This is a genomic window from Nocardioides speluncae (assembly GCF_003121585.1).
GTDB classification, from domain to species: domain Bacteria; phylum Actinomycetota; class Actinomycetes; order Propionibacteriales; family Nocardioidaceae; genus Nocardioides; species Nocardioides speluncae.
The window spans coordinates 119,624-137,525 of record NZ_QEOO01000042.1; the positions used below are offsets into that span (position 1 = coordinate 119,624).

The following is a 17,902-nucleotide window of genomic DNA, read 5'->3' on the forward strand; positions in this document are numbered from 1 at the left end:
CCTACCGCTCGGCCGGAGGAGGCTCAACCTCGTACACGCCGCCGCCGGGCACCACGGCGTACATCCTATCGATCTGATCGGCGTACTTGACCGCGATCGGCTTGCGCTTGAGCTTCATCGTCGGCGTGAGCTCCTCGGTGCCAGGCTCCCAGTAGGACGGCACGATGCTGAAGCGCTTGATCTGCTCGATCCGCGACAGACGCTGGTTTCCCTCGGCGATGCTCGCGGCCACCGCTTCGACCACCGCCGGGTACTCAGCAAGGGCAGCAGCGGAAGCGTCGGCCAGCCCGCACTTCTCGGCGTACGCCGCAGCGGCATCCGGGTCGAGCGCCACCAGAGCGGTGTTGTAGGGACGCAGGTCGCCGATGGCGACGACCTGGCCGATCAACGGCGCCTGGCCCTTGGCAGCGCGCTCGATGTTGGCCGGAGACATGTTCTTGCCGCCGGCGTTGATGATCAGCTCCTTCTTCCGGTCGACGATCCGAACGTAGCCCTCCTCGTCGATCGTGCCGATGTCGCCCGTGGCCAGCCAGCCGTCACCGATCAGGGCCGCGGCAGTCTTCTCGGGCTCGCCTCGGTAGCCACGCATGACCGTGACGCCGCGGATCAGCAGCTCACCGTCGTCAGCGACCTTGATCTCGACTCCGGGAACCGGAGTGCCGACCGTTCCGGGACGGGGTGCGTGGAGCGGGTTGATCGTCGCGGCACCACCGGACTCTGACATGCCCCAGATCTCCAGCGCCCTGATGCCGATGGCCATGAAGAACTCGAGGGTCTCGGTGGCGATGGGTGCGGCGCCGCAGAGACCCCACCGCAGCTCGTCGAAGCCCAGCTTGGCGCGCACGCGGGAGAGGACCAGGCGATCCAGCTCGGCGTACTCGACCTGCTCCTCGGCGCTGAGGTCGCCCGAGATGTTGCGGTACCCCAGCTCGATCGCCCGACCGACGACCTCCGCCTCGGGGCCGCTCGCCTGGGCGAGGCCCGCTTCGAGCGCCACCTTCAGCTTCTCCCACACCCGCGGCACGCCGGCCCAGTACGTCGGCCTCACGTCGAGCAACGCCGGCAGGAGCAGGCTCACGTCCGCGACGGCGGTGATCTCGGCGCCACGGACCAGCTGGACGTAGTGCGTCGAGAGCCGCTCGGCTATGTGCGCTGCCGGAAGGTACGACAGGCTCCGGTCGCCGAACCTGATCTCCGCGACCTCGTCGAGGCCGGTGAGCTGAGCGATCATTCCGGCATGGGTGAGCTCGACACCCTTGGGGTTCCCGGTAGTGCCGGACGTGTAGATGAGCGTCAGGATGTCGTCGGCGGTCACGGCTCGCCAGGTCGCCTCGAAGTCGAAGTCCTCGGGCTCGGTCGTCTCAAGGGCTGCCAGCCCGGCCGGGTCGCCGTCAGGCGCGTCGACCACGACGACGTGCTCGACCGACCCGCCGGCCTTGACGATCCTGTCGACGTACTGCGCCTCCGTGACCACGACCCGGCTGTCGGCGCTCTCGAGCAGGTAGGTGATCTGCTCCGGCGCAAGGGTGTTGTAGATCGAGTACGGCGTCGCGCCGAGATGCATGGCCGCCGTGTCCACCAGGTTGAACTCGGGACGGTTCGTCAGGAGCAGCGCGACCGTGTCACCCCGGCGCACCCCGAGCGAGGTGAGGCCACCCGCGATGGCTCGCACCCGCTGGCGGTACTCGTTCCAGGTCAACGCCTGCGCGCCCCCGACCGTGCGCAACGCAATCGCCTCTGGGGCAATCGCCGCTGTCTTCTGGAAGGCCCCACAGAGGGTCTCGGCGTCGATCGTCATGGCAGCTCCTTCGGTTGGACCGACCATAACACGCTCTATGTTATGGTGGCCAGTGAATTTTCGTCACCGGGCCCGCTCTCTATCGTCAGTGCCCGGCGACCTGCAGCTCCCACATCGAGTAGTTGTTGAAGCAGCACGGACCGCCGGTCATCAGGACCCGGAGATAGCGGGTGGAGACGGCATTGAGCGCAACTGAAGCGTTGTTGCCGCCGCCGCCCGTGGTGGACCAGACGGTCTCCCACGCGGAGCCGTTCCATCTCTGGATCCGGTAATCGTCTGCGTACGCCGCCTCCCACTGGATCTGCACTCCGTTGACGGACTTGGTGGAACCGAGGTCGACGTAGATCCAGTCCGAGCTGTTCCACACACTGGTCGACCAGCGGGTGCTCCGGCTGCCGTCGACGGCCTTGGACCCGACGTACGACGAGGACTCGGTTGAACTGACCGTGACGGGCTTGCCCAGGGCCAGGTTGGTGTCGCCGAGCGCACCGATCGCATACTCGCGCAGCGGCGGCTCGGTGGACAGCCAGACCGCGTCGAAGAGCACGTCGAGCAGGTCTTCGAGCAGCCAGATCAACTGTTCCATGCGGTGCACGTCGACACCGGCGAAGTGCAAGCTGTCGCAGATCGACGAGCTGATCCGGGACAGGCTGGCGGCACCGGCGTGGGTCAGCGCGTCCATGGCGATCGCATGGGCCGGGGCGTCGGACAACATGCCGAGGTGGTCGACGTACCGACCTGCGCAGACGTCCTGCACGAGCAAGTTCGTCGCACCAGGTAAGTACGTCGCATCCGGTGACGGGAAGACCAGATCGGTCCTGCTGGTGCCGATCGAGGTGTACGAGACGCCGGCCGGGACAGGGTAGCGGCGCAGCGCGCGCGACCAGTCGTTGTTGCGGCTGACCTGCCAGACCAGCGCGGGGCAGGCGTGCGTCGAGTCGCAGATGTAGTCGGCCAGCCGGGTGCCACCGTACGGCGAGTCCAGGGAGACGATGTCGTCGATCCGGGATGCCATGTCCGGCCAGTAGCGGATCGCGGCCGCGGGCAGCAGACCGCCCTGGCTGTGCCCGATGACCGAGATCTGCTTGCCGCTGGTGTCACTCATCGAGCGGACCGCGGAGACGACGTACTCGACGGTGGTCTGCATGTCACCGGTGCCCCCATTGGGCAACGAGACGGTGCACACTGGGTAGCCCTGCTCCAGGAGCACCTTCTGGTAGCCCCAGCTGTAGGCGTGCTCGGCAGTCTCAACGGTGCCGGGCACCAGCAGGATCGGGGTCTTTGCAGCGGTCGGGAGGTCGGACGAGCAGGTCAGCGCGGACGCGAGCGTCGCCGCCGGCGTCTGCAGGGCCGGGCCGGACGGCGCCGCGAAGGTCGCCATCGCTGGCGCGGGCGCGGCAACGGGCGCGGCGGCAACGGACTGGACGGGAGACATGCCGGCCGCCACGAGCACAGCTGCGAGGGTCAGCAGACCCAGCCGGGTGTTAAGTCGTCGCATCTGCACTCCTAGCGGTCGGGCGACCTTGGAGTGATGGTCGCGCTGTCCTGAGTGTGACGGCCCTCACACGGCCGCCTCCATGTGAATCGGGGCCGTTGTCTTGTTGGAAACGGCCACTGGGGCTAGCGTTCTCGACCCGTGGGGCAATGGGAGATCCCTCGACCCGCGACCGGCGTACGTCACCTGCTCGCGGTTGCCGAGGAGGAAGGCGTACACCGCGCGACCTGCCTGTCCGGCACTCGCCTGACCCCGGATGCGGTCAACGACCCGACGTCCGAAATCGCGGTCTGGCAGGAGCTAACCGTCGCGCGCAACCTGGCCCGCGCGCTACCCGACACCACCGGCATCGGAGTGCGCCTCGGCCGCCGCATTCACGTCTCTGCCTACGGGCCCGCTGCACTCGCGATGCTGGCCAGCGCCACGCTGCGCGACGGGTTCGACATGGCTCGTCGCTTCTCCGGGCTGCTGATGGTCGTGAGCCGCACCGCTCTTACCCGGACTCAGGGTCGTACGGCGATAGCACTCGACGGCGGCCTCCTGCCACCGGAGGCGCACCGGATGCTGGTTGAGCGCGACATCGTCGCGATCATCATGGCGATATCCGAGATGACGGGGCGGGGCGACTGGCCGGGGCACGTCGAGCTCGCGTTCCCACCCGATGGCTCGGAGGGCCTGTGGACGGAGACCGTGCCGTGCACACCGCGGCTCGGCGCCCCCCAATCCCGGCTCGTCATGAGCGACGAATGGCTTGACACCCCGCTCCCCCAGGCGGACCCGCACAGCCTCTGGCTCGCACTCAACGACTGCGTGGACATGGTCGAGCGGCGGCGCGCCCGCATCACCATCACCGACCAGGTGCGCGACCGGCTCCGCTCCAGCACCGACCACATCCCGTCCATCGACCAGGTAGCCGGTTCCCTGCTCACCACAGTGCGGACGCTCCGCCGCCGCCTGGACGCCGAGGGTACGTCTTTCCGCGCACTCGCCGACGACGTACGGCACACCATCGCCATCGACCTGCTGACGACCCACCGACTGACCGTCCAGCAGATCGCAACGCGGCTCGGCTACGCCGACGCCTCGGCGTTCAGCCACGCCTTCAAGCGCTGGACCGGCGTTCCCCCCTCGGAGTACCAACCCGGGTCCTAATGGTCGGTGCACACATTCTGGGTTCGCCGGCGGGAAGTGGTTCGTTCGCCGGGCTCCTCCAGAGTCCGGACCATGTCGAGCAGCCCGGCTTCCGCCAGACCGTCCATGACATCCGCTGGGCGATCCAGCAGTAGCGCGACACGAACCAAAGGAAGGGCCTCCGACCTGCACTTTCGCAGATCAGAGGCCCTTTTCTTGCTCCCCCGGTTGGACTCGAACCAACAACCCTCCGGTTAACAGCCGAATGCTCTGCCAGTTGAGCTACAGGGGATCGCTTGGCAGCGGAGGAAACCTTAGCAAGCAGTGCCGGACGCCGCGAAATCAGGAGGGGTGTGGCGAGTCAGCGGTCGCCGACCTCGTCGCGGGCTCGTTCGAGAGCGGCGATGGCGGCGGCCTTGACGTCGGGGGCGTCGGGGTCCAGGCCCTCGTCGTACTCGAAGGACCACTGGAGCGACTGGTCGCCGCGCGGCGCCCGGCGGGCGATCACGAACAGGCCGAGAGCGCCGCGGACCGGCGCATGCCGCTGGAGTACGACGCTCGCGGTGACCCGCTCCCTGACCAGCTCGAGCAGCAGCCCGGGATCGTCGACGGCGACGACGTGGACCGGGCGCTCCTCGCCCCAGGTGCCGACCTCGGCAACGGTCAGCGTCGCAGCGTCGATGTCCCAGTCGGCCGCCTGCACCTGCTCCCACGGGATCCGTACGCCGCCGGGCAGGAACAGTGCGTCGCGGGTGCCGACCACCTCCGCACCGTCGCCGGTGCGAGCCAGTGCGAGCACCCGCTCGCCGGCGAGCTTGCCAAGGCCACCGATCCGCTTCACCCGGCCGCCTTCATTAGTGGTCACTCCCGGAGGTTCTTCGAGGGTCTGAGTGGTCAGGGTGCGTGCAGCGCAAGGCGTCGGAGGGAGGCGGGCCGGTGGCCCGTCGACCGACGACGACGCAGCGATGTGCGTGCCCTGGCCGCTCAGGCCCCGATGAACTTCCGGGGGTGACCACTAGGTCCCCATCGCGAGCTCGCGGAGGGTACGGCGGTGCTGCTCGAGTGCGACCAGCTCACCGAACATCTTGTTGTACGCCGCGGCCTCCTCGACCGGGTTGGTGCGCTGGAGCTTCGACTTCACCTCGGTGATCCGGCGCAGCGCGGTCAGCTCCTGGAGCCGGTAGATGTGCACAGAGACGTACGCCGTGTCGGGTTCCTTCGAACTCCGTACCGGCTCCACTCCCAATGCGCTGATCACGGACGACACCGCCGGGTCAGCGGTCGACTCGCGCAGCCGGGTCGCCCAGCCGCCGTCGGTCGCCCCCACTGCTGGTCCGCCGGCCGCTGCAATCGCATCCCAGACCGCGCGGTACGTCGGATGGGTAAAGTCATTGCTGCCCAGGTCGCCGCTCGCCGCGCCAACCAAACCAGGCTGCTGGATGAGCAGCCTCAGAGTGTCTCTCTCAAGGGCGAACCGAGGGTCGCGCAGGTCTGGAGCCGGCGGAGAAGCAGGTTCCGGCGGACCAGAGTCGCGTACCTGGCCGCCCTTCCTGGCCTGCTGGTTGCTGCGCCGGCCGAGGGCGCGGCGAAGCTCATCTCGCGCCTGCTCGATCTCGATGCCGATCACGGTCACGAGCTCGCGCGCAAACTCGTCGACCTTCGTCTTGTCACGAATGCTGGACACCAGCACGTCTGATGCTTCGCGGAGAGCGTCGATGCGCGCGTCAGCGCGATCCAGGTCATACCGGCTCGCGATGCTGCGGAGTTTGAGGTGAAACAGCGGAATGCGACGGGCCACGAGTTCCCGAACAGCGGCGGGACCCTGCTGCACCATCAGGTCGCACGGATCGAGACCTGTCGGCTCGATTGCGGCGTACGTCTTTGAGACGAACACGGCCTCCAGGTCGTAGGCCCGCTCGGCCGCCTTCACACCGGCGGCGTCGCCGTCGAAGGTGAAGATCACCTCTCCCCTGGCGACCTCATGATCGAAGAGGAATCGGCGCAGGATCTTCGCGTGGTCCTCGCCAAAGGCGGTGCCGCAGGTCGCGACCGCGGTGGGTACGCCGGAGAGGTGGCAGGCCATCACGTCGGTGTAGCCCTCGACCACCACCGCCTGCGACGAGCGGGCAATCTCGCGGCGGGCCAGGTCGATGCCGTAGAGCACCTGGCTTTTCTTGTAGATCGGGGTCTCGGAGGTGTTGAGGTACTTCGCCTCGCGCCGGTCGTCGTCGAAGATCCGGCGGGCGCCGAAGCCGATGGTGTCACCGCTGGAGTCCCGGATCGGCCACAACAGCCGGCCCTGGAAGTTGTCGTAGTGGCCACGGCCGTGTCGGACCAGTCCGGACACGACCAGCTCCTCGTCACCGAACGCGAGCTGGCGCAGGTGCTTGTAGAGCGCGGCCTCGTCGCGCGGGGCGAAGCCGACGCCGAACTGCTCGGCGGCGGTCTGGTCGAAGCCGCGGCTGCCGAGGAACTGGCGGGCGACCAGCGCGTCCGGGGTGCCGAGCTGGTCGGCGTACCACTCCTGCGCCTTGTTGTGGGCCTCGACCAGCCGGCTCCGCTTCGGGCCGGTCGGCCGCTGCGGCTCCTCGCCGTCCTCGCGCCGCAGCTGGACGCCGTACTTGTCAGCGAGCCGCTCGATCGCCTCGTTGAAGTCGAGACCGTCGATCTTCATGAGGAAGGTGATGACGTCGCCGCCAGCTTGGCAACCGAAACAGTGGAAGAACCCCCGGGCCGGGGTGACGTGGAACGACGGCGACTTCTCGTCGTGGAAGGGACACAGCCCCTTCATCGAGCCGCCGCCGGCGTTGCGGAGCGTGACGTACTGGGAGACGACGTCGTCGATGCGTGCCTTCTCCCGCACCTCTGCGATGTCGTCCTCACGGATCCGCCCTGCCACGTCGCGGAGTCTACGAGGTCGGCTGTGGTTTAGACCCACTGTGGCCGACCTCCGCGGTCAGGTTTTCAGCCGCGGCCGACCCAACTCCCAGTGGCTAGTCCCTATGTGCCATGCCGACTGTCACATCGGGCCATGACCTCGCGTCGGCTCCGTCGTTGTCAGAGCAGGCAGGGAGGCTGTCTAGAGGGAACCACAACGGGATCAGACATGTTCGCATCGTGTCATCCCCGCCAGAAGGCCAGGACGAGGCCGAGGGAGCAGGCCGGGGAGCAAGGTCGTGTCAGCGCCACCATGTTGGTGCTGACGCTGTTGTGCGCCGCCGTCGTCGTCTGGGGCGTCAACTCTCGCTCGGACGACTTCGACAGCTGGGACGAGCAGCCCGACCTCTCCAACCTCGTCGCATCCTCCACCAGGTCCACGCTCAAGGGCGCGCCCCGCGACCCCGCTCCGCGAGCCGCCACCGACGGCGCAGTCGTCCGGCCCAACCAGGCCACCGGGGTGTACGACGCACCCCGCGGCAACGCGTTCGGCAAGATCGGCCGCAACCAGTTCGGGCCGACCTGGCTGCCGGTCATCGCCGAGGAGGACGGCTGGGTCCAGGTCCTGCTCCCCTCTCGCCCGAACGGGTCGACGGGCTGGATCCCGGCCGACCGGGTACAGCGCCAGGTCTCGCCGTACCTGATCCGGGTGCACGTCGGCTCCCGCACCCTGGAGCTCTTCTTCGAGGGCAAGCGCACCGGCACGTGGCCGGTCGCCGTCGGCAGGCCCGAGACGCCGACCCCGACCGGGCGCACGTTCGTGCTCGGCTCGATCGCCGACGCGACGCAGTCCTCGCGGGTGATCCTGCCGCTCGGCGCCCACAGCCAGACCCTCGACACGTACGGCGGCGGCCCAGGCACCGTCGCCCTCCACGCCTGGTCGGACTCCTCGGTGTTCGGCACGGCCGCAAGCCACGGATGTGTTCGCGTGCCCGACGACGCGCTCGACGAACTGACCAAGGTCCCACTCGGCACGGTCGTGCTGATCGACCGCAAATGACGACCCGATCCTGACAGGCAGCAACAGGGAGGAACCACCACCATGAGACGCAACTTGATCGCCACCGCCGCAACCGTCGCGGTCGTGACGGCGACGGCCGGGTTCGCCGTCCTCGCCGGCTCGTCCGGTAGTACCGCGGCCGGCACCCCGTCGTCGGCGTACGCGTTCGCCGCGGAGGGCGCACTGCCGTTCGCCGGCCAGCCGTACGTCGAGTCCAGCGACGGCAAGACCCAGACCGCAAACCTGGTCGAGCTCCCGGACAACCCGCTCGCCGCGCTGGGTGCGGGCACGGTCTCGGCCGGCGACAACAAGGCCTCGGTCGAGATGCTGAACCTCTCGGTGGGCGGCGGTGTCTTCGACCAGCTTCCGGAGGTCCCAGAAGACCTCAAGAAGCAGTGCGACGCGCTCCCGGACACCGGGATCGGTGACCTGCCGGTTCCCGAGCTGCCGGCCATCCCGGCGCTGCCGGTGCCCGGGCTGCCCGACCTCAACGACCTGCCCGACGAGCTGCCTGCCGATGACCTGCGCGAGTTGTGCCGGCTGCTGCTGACCCCGCCGAGCTCGCTGGTCGGGCTGGACCTGCTCAAGGTGTCCTGCAATGGCGCTACCGGCACGGTCGAGATGGGCGCGCTGACCGTGCTCGGGGTCAAGGTCCCAGCGCCCGCGATGACGCCCAACACCACGATCCCGGGTGGTCCGCTGTTCACGATCACGCTGAACAAGCAGACCAAGAACGCCGACGGCTCCTTCACCGTGAAGGGGATGGAGATCAGCCTCGGCGGTGGCGCGCAGGTGATCACGTTCGGCAACGCGACCTGCGCCAAGTTCACCAAGCCGACCAAGCCGACTCCGACCAACACGCCGACCGCGCCGTCGCCGACCCCGGTCCCGACGAATCTCCCGGTGACCGGCTAGGTCTTCTGGACGACGAGCCGGTGGTGCCAGCGCACCGCCGACTCGTCGGTCAGCGAGGCGATCTGGTCGACAAGGACGCGCTGCCGCGCGGCGTCGTCGGCTGCGGCTGCCCAGTCGTCGGCGAACTGCCGGTCCAGCGCGTCCGGGCCTCGCGCGGTCAGTGCCTCGAACAGCTCGGCAATCAGCTCGCGCTGCCGGTCCATCAGCGCCAGCCGGTCGTTGGCGCGCATCACGTAGTGGGCCGCGACGCCCTTCAGCACCGCGATCTCCAAGCGGGTCTGCTCCGGCACGACCAGGTCCGCCCGGTGCCGCACGAACGGCCCCTCCCCCGCCGCGAACGTCGCCGCCTGCACGCTGCCGCAGAACCGGCCGATCAGGTCGCTGGTGAGGTTCTTCAGCGCGGCCAGGTTGCGCCGGGTCCCGTCGTACGCCGTGACCGGCCAGCCCGCGATCGCCTGCAGCCCGGCGAGTACGCCGTCGAGGGTGCCGTCGTCGGCCTCGGCGACGTACCAGTCGCGGACCGTCGCCCACACCGCCGACCGCTGGTCGGCGTTCTCCAGCAGCGCCAGGTCGATCCGGCCGGCGACCACGCCGTCCTCGACGTCGTGGACCGAGTAGGCGACGTCGTCGGCGAGGTCCATCACCTGCGCCTCCACGCACTGCCGCCGGCTGTACCGATCAACTGCCCCGGACCGCAGCCAGGCGAAGACGAGGTGGTCGTCGTCGTAGTAGCCGAACTTCCGGGTCTCCCGCGGTGACCCGTCGCCGTGAGCGCCGGTGGGCGGTGCGGCGGCCAGCCGCGGCCACGGGTACTTGGTGCAGGCATCCAGCGTGGCCCGGGTCAGGTTCAGCCCGGCCGAACGGCCGGCGCCGTCGAAGGTCTTCGACTCCAGCCGGGTCAGGATCCGCAGCGTCTGCGCGTTGCCCTCGAAGCCGCCGCAGTCGTCGCTGAGGCTGTCCAGCGCCTGCTCGCCGTTGTGCCCGAACGGCGGGTGGCCGAGGTCGTGGGCCAGCGCCGCGGTCTCGGCGATGTCCGGATGGCAGCCGAGCGCCCGCGCCAGGTCGCGAGCGACCTGCGCGACCTCCAGGCTGTGGGTGAGCCGGTTCCGCACGAAGTCGTCGGTCTGCGGCCCCATCACCTGGGTCTTAGCGGCCAGCCGCCGGGTCGCCGCTGCATGTACGACGCGCGCCCGGTCCCGCTCGAACGGCCGCCGCTCGGGCGCGTCGACCCGCTTGGGGGGTTCTGACACCAGACGCTCGCGGGCGGACTCGTCGTACAGGTCGTGGACGTTCATCGGTGGCGACCCTACTTGCCGGGAGTTGTTGGCCGTCGTACGTCAGGATCGGACCATGACTGTCGAGGTCGACTTCTCCCTGCTGGACGTGACGCGCCAGGTCCCGGTCGACGACAACGACGCGTACCTGCGCGCAGCCCTCGCCTGGCACTTCGGTGCGGAGACCGGATCGGCGTTCTGGCTCAGGATCGCGCCCACGCTCGGCTTCGACCCGCTGACCGAGGTCACGTCGTACGCCGACCTGGCGAGATTCCCGAACGTGCTCGCCGAGCTGCGCACCGTGCCGGTGGCGGACCTGGTCCCGCGCGGCTACGGCACGCCCCCGCCGGTGCCGCAGATCTTCGAGTCCGGTGGCACCACCGGCGCACCCAAGCGCACCGTCCAGCTGCCCGACTGGATCGCGCAGACCATCGAGTGGCACACCGACGACTGGACCTCCAGCGGCTACGTCCGCGGCCGCGGCCTGCTCGGCGTGATGCCGAGCGGTCCGCACGGCGTCGGCTACTTCGCCCGCCTTGTGTCGGCCGGGCTCGGTTCGGTGTTCCACACCGTGGATCTGGACCCACGGTGGGTGAAGAGGCTCGCCGCTCGCGAGGCGGCCGCCGAGGTCGCGGCCTACGTGTCGCACCTGGTCGAGCAGGTCGGCTACGTGCTGCAGACCCAGGACGTCGCGAACCTGCTGACCACGCCGCCGCTGCTGCAGCAGATCGTCCGCCGCGACGACCTGCTCAAGCTGGTCCGTAGCAAGATCGGGTACGTCGTACTCAGCGGCGCGTCGATCGACGTCGACACCCTCGACCTGCTGCGCGCGATGCTGCCGGCCACGACGATCACGATGACCTACGGCAGCACCATGATCCTGTCCCAGACGCACACCCGCCCCGAGAGCCCCGACAGCCCTGCGTTCGAGTCGTTCGTCTTCGACCCCCGCTCGCCGTACGTCCACTTCCGGGTGATCGACCCGGCGACCGGCGAGCCGGTGCCGTACGGCGAGCGCGGCCAGGTGGTGATGAACCACATCAGCAAGGGCATGTTCCTCCCGAACAACCTGGAGCGCGACACCGCGATCCGGGTCCCTGGGCCGCCCGGGCAGGTCGGCGACTCGGTCACCGAGATCGCGCCGGTGGCCGCGTTCGAGGGCGAGCCGGTGATCGAGGGCGTGTACTGACCGGCTACCGAGCGCGCGCGAAGCCCTTGTTCCACATCAGGAAGTCGGCCAGGAAGCCGTCGTGCGGCACCTCCGGCGCCGCGTGATGGGTCGGCAGCCGTCCCCAGTAGACGTTGCGCACGGTCGGCTCGGCCGCGAGGTCGTCGACGAGGTCCTCGTCGGCGGTCAGTACGCCGAGCACCAGGGTGTGGCGCAGCGCGCTCAGCCCGTCGGCGCGCGACCAGGGCGCCACCCACACGCACGGGAAGCCCTGCTCGGCGCCGAGCGCCGCGGCATCCGGCCGGTCCAGGAGGTGGACGGCCGGGCGCAGCGCAGCGCTGCCGTCGCCGAGATCGGCGACGATCTGGTCCGCCCCGCGGATCGGCACCGACCCGGCCGCGAGCGCCGCGACGTGCTCGGCGATCGCGGTGGCCCGGTTGATCGGCAGCATCGGCAGCAGGGCCCGCTCGTCGGTGATGGGCAGGACCGGGATCTCCGAGAGCCGGGCCGCGAGTGCCTCCGCCAGTGGCCGCGGGTCGCCTTGGTAAAGGATCGCGGTGGCGTTCACGCACGCCGTACCGCCGAAGGCGGCGACCGAGTCGACGATGACGTCGAGATAGTCGCGCCAGTCCTGGTCGGCGGTGATCAGGATCTTGGTCCGCCCCGGGCCGTTGACGAGCACGGTCGGGTCGCCGGCGTACTTGTCGACGACCGCCTGGCCGCCGTACACCATGCTCAGGTCGGCGGTCGCGACCAGCTCGTCGGCGCCGGCGTAGTCGGTCGGCAGGTACACCGCGTCGGCCGGCCGGAACCGCTCGCGCAGCGCGAGGATCAGGCGGTGGCCGGTGAACGGCTCCCGCCGGGACGGGCGTACGGCGACCCGGAAGCCGAGCGCCAGCGCCTGCAGCCACAGGCCGTGGATGCCGGGCGCGTTGCCCGACGCATGGACGCCGAGGACCTCGCCGCGGCGTGCCCACACCGCGCCGCCGGTGCCGGCGGGCTGCTCCCGCCGGTCTAGCAGCGCGCCGGCTGGCACCGCAGCGTCGATCGCCACGCCGGTCGTGACCAGCGCCTCGGCGACCGCGAGCGCGCCGGCACGGGTGACGGCGACCGGGAGACCGGAGACGCGGCTGGCGAGCCCGACGTACTCCTCGAAGGTCAGGCCACCGACCACCTCGCCGGTGAACGTCGTGGCGGTCTCGGCCAGCATGCCCAGCCGCTGCTGCTCGGGCAGTGGCCGGGTCCGCCGCTGCTCCTTCACCGCCTGGTCGACGAACAACGGCGGCACGATCGACAGCTCGGCGACCGGGACACCGGCCACGTCGTCGATGACCTCGCGACGCCGGGTCCGGTAGCCGCCGTGCGGGCCCAGCGCGTCCACCGCGACCAGGTCGGTCATGCGTCGAGCTTTGCCGCGATCGCGTCGAGGTCGCGCACGGCGTACCGGTGGTGCTCCCATTCCTCTTCGAGGATCGTGTGCAGGCAGGACAGGACCGTCTCCTGGTACGCCGTGTCGTGCGGGTTCGGACGGCTCTCGGCCAGCTGCTCGGGGGTGACCGTGGCGAGGAACTCGCGCACCATCGCGACCCGGCCCGCGCGGACTTCGAGCACCTCGGCGTACGGCGGGGTGCCGGTCGTGAAGACCGACATGTCGAAGCCCTCCGCGCTGCCGTCGTCCATCTGGCCGAGCGGGTGGAACGGCTGCTCGACCTGCAGGATCGCCTTGCGCAGCCACATGTCGGTGGCCAGCACCAGGTGCCGCACGGTCTGCGCGAACGACCACTCGCCGGCCACCGACTCTTCGACCGTGCCTGCCGGCATCGCCGCGGCCCGCTCGAGCGTGGCCGCCCAGGTGCGCTCGAGTGCCGCCCAGGCCGCCTGCAGGCGGTCCGGGTCGCTCGCACGCCGGTCGGCCCGTCCCGGAAAGCGGCGGTTGAGCTCGGCGTCGACGAACGGAGCGACGTCGACCCCGTTGACGACGAGGGAAGAGCTGCCGCCCTCGAGAAGCCACGGCGCGTCGATGTCGGCACCCTGCACCTCGACGCCGCGCATCACCACCCCGGACAGGTCCGCCCCGACGAAGCGGGAGCCACTCAGCCTGGATCCACCGATGGGCGCCGTAGCTCGGTAGGCGGCCATCGGTGGATCCAGGCTCAGGTCGGCGTCGAGGAACTCCGCGCCGCGCAGGTCATCGGTCCGGCCGAACGTCGCCATTCCGGGACTATCTCACGCAGCCGGTGCCTGGTTCCGGTCGTGCACAGCCACAACCGGCGTACGATCGATGAAGGTCGAGGGAACATCGGCGCCTCCAGCGCCGGTGCCGCCGGCCGCCAGGAGAGGCGGCGCCGTGGGTGGCCCGAAGTTCCCCTATCCCCATCGCTACCCGCAGCCGCTCGGCGCGCTCCGGCTTCGGCTGGCGCCGGCCTCCGGGAATGCGGCTCACGGCGTGTGGTGGCCCTACAGCCGCGACCTCACCCGCGAAGCCGCCCACCTGGTCGACGACTTCCCGCCAGCGCGAGGAAAGGTCGACCGGATGGTCTACTCCCCCGACGACTGGGAGGTGGTGGCGGACGAGGTGCACACCAACCGTGGGCGGATCAAGGTGGGCTTCCTGCCGCCCGAGCACCCGGGCGGCGTCGTACTGCTGCGACTGGTCGGCTCCGAGATCGTCCAGCTACGAGTCGCCTGGGTGGCGCCCCGGATGCCCATCGCCTGACGCCGTACGACATGCTGGGCCCAGCGTCGCGTGCCGGTGACAGACCGTGTCAGGCATGGAGGCGCCGGACGGAAGGAGTGCGACGTGAACCCGTCGTCCCCTTCGCCCTCTCGTGACTGAGGGTGACAAGACCAGGCTGACTGCCTGGTAGAAGGGATCGCCGCGCTCATGGAGTCCCACCTCCGCTACGAGGAACGCCAACTGCTCAGCGTCCTCGACCGGCTCGCCCTCGACGCCGACCCGCGCGAGGTCCTAGGCCCGTTGTGAACTGCGGGTCCTGGGTCAGAAGACGGAGACGTGGACGTGGTCGTAGTGGTTCGCGGTCGCGGAGCCGCGGTCCTCCATCGCGCGCCAGCCTTCGCCGCTGCGCTCGACCGACCACATCGACTGGGAGTAGATGACGTAGCTGACGCCGAGGGCGGCGTAGTTGGCGCGGACGTACTCGGCGACCTCCCAGCCCCGGTCGCCGCTGACCATAATGTCCACGGCCTTGCCGATCCCGTGGTCACCGCCGCCACCGCGGAGGGTGCCGTAGATGGTGATCTCGGGGAAGCGCGCGCACACGGCCTGGTGCACCTTCGCGATGCTGGAGCTGACGCCGCTCGGGACCGACGTACCGTTCTCGCACTCGCCGCCGATGCCGGGGACGACCTCCTCCGGCTTCTCCTTCTGGAGGTAGCCGGCGGTCACCCAGAACGCCTCGCCCTCCAGCACGATCTCCTCGCGCTCGTCGGCCTTGCGGCCGGTGACCAGCACCCGCTCGCCGGCGTCGAGGGTTCCGAGCTGCTCGGCCGACTCCTCTGACGAGCTCCAGAGGTTGAGCTCCTCGGTGCTCCAAAGCTTGATCTTGGCGTTCTTGACGGCGCGGCGGGTGGCCTCGCGCTCCTGGCGCGCCAGCTTCGCCTGGCGGGCCTTCTGCGCCTTCAAGGCTGCGGCGCGCTTGCGCTTCTTCTCCGCGGCCAAGTCACGGCTGAGCGAGCGGGATGCGGGCTGGTCGCGGTCCAGCGCACCGCCCAGGCCGGCTTCGGTAGCGATCCGGTCGGGCTTGCTCGGCTTGGCGCCGACCAGGCCTCCGCCGACTCCGGCGAAGGTGGCGGCAACAGCGACGGGAGCGGCGATCATGGCTGCCTTGGGCAGGCGGCGGGCATTGGAAACCCGCTTGTGGCGATGCTTGGCCACAGCGTTCATCCTTTGCGTAGCTGACGGGGGCAGCGACCGGTGGTGCTCCCGAGAATCCGGCACACGAGTCACGAGTGAAGCACATCAATCGGCGCCCGCCCACATCTGCGACTGGATTTCTGGCCGTGTCTCCCGTCACCCTCCGGAGGTCTCGGACGCCTCTTCGCGGACCGGACAGCCCGTCCCGTCGGTGTCGTCGAGCCACCCTTCGGGGAGTACGACGCGCTTGCGTGGCGACCCCTGGCGACCCCGCGGCGCACCCAGCTCGGACACCGGGAAAGGCGCGGTCGGGTCGAGCTCGGCGAGCAGCCGGTCCAGTGTCTGGAGGGTGTCGACCAGGGCCAGCGAGCGGCGCAGGTCGCCGCCGGCGGGGAAGCCCTTGAGGTACCACGAGACGTGCTTGCGGAACTCCTTGCAGCCCCGCTCCTCCCCCATGTGCTCGGCCAGCAGCTCGGCGTGCCGACGCATCATCGCGGCGACCTCGCCGAGGGTCGGCAGCACCGCCGCCTGCTCGCCTGCGAACGCCGCCGCGAGGTCGCGGAACAGCCACGGCCGCCCCAGGCAGCCGCGGCCGACGACGACACCTGCGGCGCCGGTCTGCTCGACCATCCGCTGCGCGTCGGCGGCCTCCCAGATGTCGCCGTTGCCGAGGACCGGGATGTCGACGCTGCTGGCCAGCTCGCCGATCGCGTCCCAGTCGGCCTCACCGGAGTACGCCTGCTCGACGGTCCGCCCGTGCAGGGCGATCGCGGCACACCCGGCCTCCTGGGCGATCCGGCCGGCGTCGAGATAGGTGAGGTGGTCCTCGTCGATGCCCTTGCGGGTCTTCATCGTCACCGGCACGCCGTACGGCGTCGCAGCGGCGACGGCGTGCTCCAGGATCTCGCCGAGCAGGCCGCGCTTCCACGGCAGCGCACCGCCGCCGCCCTTGCGGGTCACCTTCGGCACCGGGCAGCCGAAGTTCAGGTCGATGTGTGCCACGCCGTACTCCGCGCACAGGATCTCGGCCGCCTTGCCGATGTACACCGGGTCGGTGCCGTACAGCTGGACGCTGCGCACGGTCTCCAGCTCGTCGAACACCAGCATCGACTTGGTGGTCGCGTCCCCCTCGACCAGGCCGCGCGAGGTGATCATCTCGCAGACGTAGAGCCCGGCCCCCTGCTCGGCACAGAGCCGGCGGTACGCCGCGTTGGTGATGCCCGCCATCGGGGCAAGCACGACCGGCGTCTCGACCCGGAGCGGGCCCAGGCGCAGCTCGCGCGGCATCGTGGCGACAGACATGTGCTCATTGTCGCCCGGCACGCCCTGCAAGCCCCAATCCGCCGACCCGCCCCGTGCCGACGCCAGTCGACGCTGACCCGGCCCGTGTTGACGGTGGGACGCGTCGACCCGGCCGGTCTTCACCGTGTGCACGTCAACACGGGCCGGGTCGGCGGTTCTGAGCGTGAAGACGGGCCGGGTCGACGCCCGCCCGAGCTTGCGAGGGCGGGGGTCGACTCGGGGCACGCCCGCCCGAGCTTGCGAGGGCGGGGGTCGACTCGGGGCTCCGCTGGCGGCGGTGGGCCTAGCCGGTCGGCGTGCCGGACGGCGTGGCCGAGCCGCTCGGCGTACCGCTCCCGCTGGGCTTGGGCGGCTTCGGCCGGTAGGGCTTGGCCTTGCCGATGGTGCCGTTCCACACGATCGGGTTGTACTCCTGGCCCGGGCGGAAGCTGACCGACTCCAGCTTGCCGTGCTCGGGGATCAGGTAGACCAGGCAGACGGTGGTGGTCTTGCCCGCCACGAAGCCCTTCGGGAACGGCTTGCTCGGGCAAGGCTTGAACGTGCTGGCGAAGTTCGAGGCCTGGACCAGCTTGTTGGTCTCCTGGTCGACGACGTAGAGCGGGACCGGGACGCCGGACAGATCCGTGTCCCCGGCGTTGGTGATCGACGCGTGCACGTAGTACGGCGTCGACTCCTTCGAGGCCGCGTCCAGCTTGAACGCGATGAAGTCCTTCACCGTGGTCAGCTCGATCTTGGACACGGTGATGTCGAGGACTCCGGTCACGTCGCTGCGCGGCTTCCAGGCGACGATCGCGTTGTCACCGAGCTTCAGTTCCGAGCCACCCTCGGTGAGCTCGACCCCCTCCGGCGCGGTGATCTCGGGGCTGGCCAGGGTGGAACTCGGCGGGTCCGACGGGTCGGCCGACGAGTCCGGATCGCCCCCGCAGCTCAGTGCGAGAGATCCGGCCAGAAGCAGGGCGAGTGCCGGTCGGATGGGGAGCGTCATGCGCGACATTGTGCACCAATCGG

The 17,902-nt window shown here is 69.9% G+C and carries 15 protein-coding genes and 1 tRNA gene; 5 read left to right on the forward strand and 11 right to left on the reverse strand.

What is annotated here, in order from left to right; genetic code table 11:
• Position 1: 1 nt before the first annotated feature.
• Positions 2–1,798, reverse strand: coding sequence for an AMP-dependent synthetase/ligase (locus DDV73_RS23355; protein WP_109509670.1), 1,797 nt, complete (start codon positions 1,796–1,798; stop codon positions 2–4).
• Between the two features lie 85 nt (positions 1,799–1,883).
• Positions 1,884–3,296, reverse strand: coding sequence for a galactose-binding domain-containing protein (locus DDV73_RS23360; protein ID WP_109509671.1), 1,413 nt, complete (start codon positions 3,294–3,296; stop codon positions 1,884–1,886).
• A 138-nt stretch (positions 3,297–3,434) separates the two neighbouring features.
• Here DDV73_RS23360 and DDV73_RS23365 point away from each other — a divergent pair, with 138 nt between their 5' ends.
• On the forward strand, positions 3,435–4,445 hold the full coding sequence (locus tag DDV73_RS23365; protein WP_109509672.1) for an AraC family transcriptional regulator: 1,011 nt from the start codon (positions 3,435–3,437) through the stop codon (positions 4,443–4,445).
• Positions 4,446–4,643: 198 nt separating this feature from the next.
• Here DDV73_RS23365 and DDV73_RS23370 read toward each other — a convergent pair.
• The 3 genes from DDV73_RS23370 to dnaG form a co-directional block, all read right to left on the reverse strand.
• Positions 4,644–4,716: transfer RNA gene (locus tag DDV73_RS23370), tRNA-Asn, on the reverse strand.
• A gap of 69 nt (positions 4,717–4,785) precedes the next feature.
• Positions 4,786–5,289, reverse strand: a complete 504-nt coding sequence (locus DDV73_RS23375) for a hypothetical protein (RefSeq protein ID WP_154402879.1) — start codon at positions 5,287–5,289, stop codon at positions 4,786–4,788.
• A 150-nt stretch (positions 5,290–5,439) separates the two neighbouring features.
• Complete coding sequence (gene dnaG / locus DDV73_RS23380; protein WP_109509674.1) at positions 5,440–7,323, reverse strand: DNA primase; 1,884 nt, start codon at positions 7,321–7,323, stop codon at positions 5,440–5,442.
• 291 nt (positions 7,324–7,614) lie between these two features.
• On the opposite strand from dnaG, the gene DDV73_RS23385 reads away from it, so the two are divergent.
• Together DDV73_RS23385 and DDV73_RS23390 are read left to right on the forward strand one after the other, a co-directional pair.
• Positions 7,615–8,361, forward strand: a complete 747-nt coding sequence (locus DDV73_RS23385; protein ID WP_109509675.1) for a L,D-transpeptidase — start codon at positions 7,615–7,617, stop codon at positions 8,359–8,361.
• Positions 8,362–8,403: 42 nt separating this feature from the next.
• On the forward strand, positions 8,404–9,276 hold the full coding sequence (locus DDV73_RS23390) for a choice-of-anchor P family protein (RefSeq protein ID WP_109509676.1): 873 nt from the start codon (positions 8,404–8,406) through the stop codon (positions 9,274–9,276).
• Here DDV73_RS23390 and DDV73_RS23395 read toward each other — a convergent pair.
• Positions 9,273–10,571: a deoxyguanosinetriphosphate triphosphohydrolase gene (locus tag DDV73_RS23395; protein WP_109509677.1), complete on the reverse strand. Its 1,299-nt coding sequence runs from the start codon at positions 10,569–10,571 to the stop codon at positions 9,273–9,275. The genes DDV73_RS23390 and DDV73_RS23395 overlap by 4 nt on opposite strands.
• Before the next feature lie 55 nt (positions 10,572–10,626).
• Between DDV73_RS23395 and DDV73_RS23400 the strand changes: the two genes are divergently transcribed.
• Positions 10,627–11,739: an acyl-CoA synthetase family protein gene (locus DDV73_RS23400; RefSeq protein ID WP_109509678.1), complete on the forward strand. Its 1,113-nt coding sequence runs from the start codon at positions 10,627–10,629 to the stop codon at positions 11,737–11,739.
• Positions 11,740–11,743: 4 nt separating this feature from the next.
• Here DDV73_RS23400 and DDV73_RS23405 read toward each other — a convergent pair whose 3' ends face one another.
• Together DDV73_RS23405 and DDV73_RS23410 are read right to left on the reverse strand one after the other, a co-directional pair.
• Positions 11,744–13,117 carry an aldehyde dehydrogenase family protein gene (locus DDV73_RS23405; protein ID WP_109509679.1) on the reverse strand — a complete coding sequence of 458 codons (1,374 nt, stop codon included), beginning with the start codon at positions 13,115–13,117 and terminating at the stop codon, positions 11,744–11,746.
• A complete protein-coding gene (locus DDV73_RS23410) occupies positions 13,114–13,932 on the reverse strand; it encodes a DinB family protein (RefSeq protein WP_109509680.1) in 819 nt (272 codons plus the stop codon). Before DDV73_RS23410 ends, DDV73_RS23405 begins: the two co-directional genes overlap by 4 nt.
• A gap of 133 nt (positions 13,933–14,065) precedes the next feature.
• On the opposite strand from DDV73_RS23410, the gene DDV73_RS23415 reads away from it, so the two are divergent.
• On the forward strand, positions 14,066–14,434 hold the full coding sequence (locus DDV73_RS23415; protein WP_109509681.1) for a DUF5994 family protein: 369 nt from the start codon (positions 14,066–14,068) through the stop codon (positions 14,432–14,434).
• Between the two features lie 282 nt (positions 14,435–14,716).
• On the opposite strand, the gene DDV73_RS23425 is transcribed toward DDV73_RS23415, so the two are convergent.
• The 3 genes from DDV73_RS23425 to DDV73_RS23435 all read right to left on the reverse strand — a co-directional run bounded on the left by DDV73_RS23425 (position 14,717) and on the right by DDV73_RS23435 (position 17,879).
• Complete coding sequence (locus DDV73_RS23425; protein ID WP_109509682.1) at positions 14,717–15,613, reverse strand: VldE C-terminal domain-containing protein; 897 nt, start codon at positions 15,611–15,613, stop codon at positions 14,717–14,719.
• Between the two features lie 135 nt (positions 15,614–15,748).
• A complete protein-coding gene (gene dusB / locus DDV73_RS23430; RefSeq protein WP_109509683.1) occupies positions 15,749–16,894 on the reverse strand; it encodes a tRNA dihydrouridine synthase DusB in 1,146 nt (381 codons plus the stop codon).
• A 283-nt stretch (positions 16,895–17,177) separates the two neighbouring features.
• Positions 17,178–17,879, reverse strand: a complete 702-nt coding sequence (locus tag DDV73_RS23435; protein WP_109509684.1) for a hypothetical protein — start codon at positions 17,877–17,879, stop codon at positions 17,178–17,180.
• Positions 17,880–17,902 lie beyond the last annotated feature (23 nt).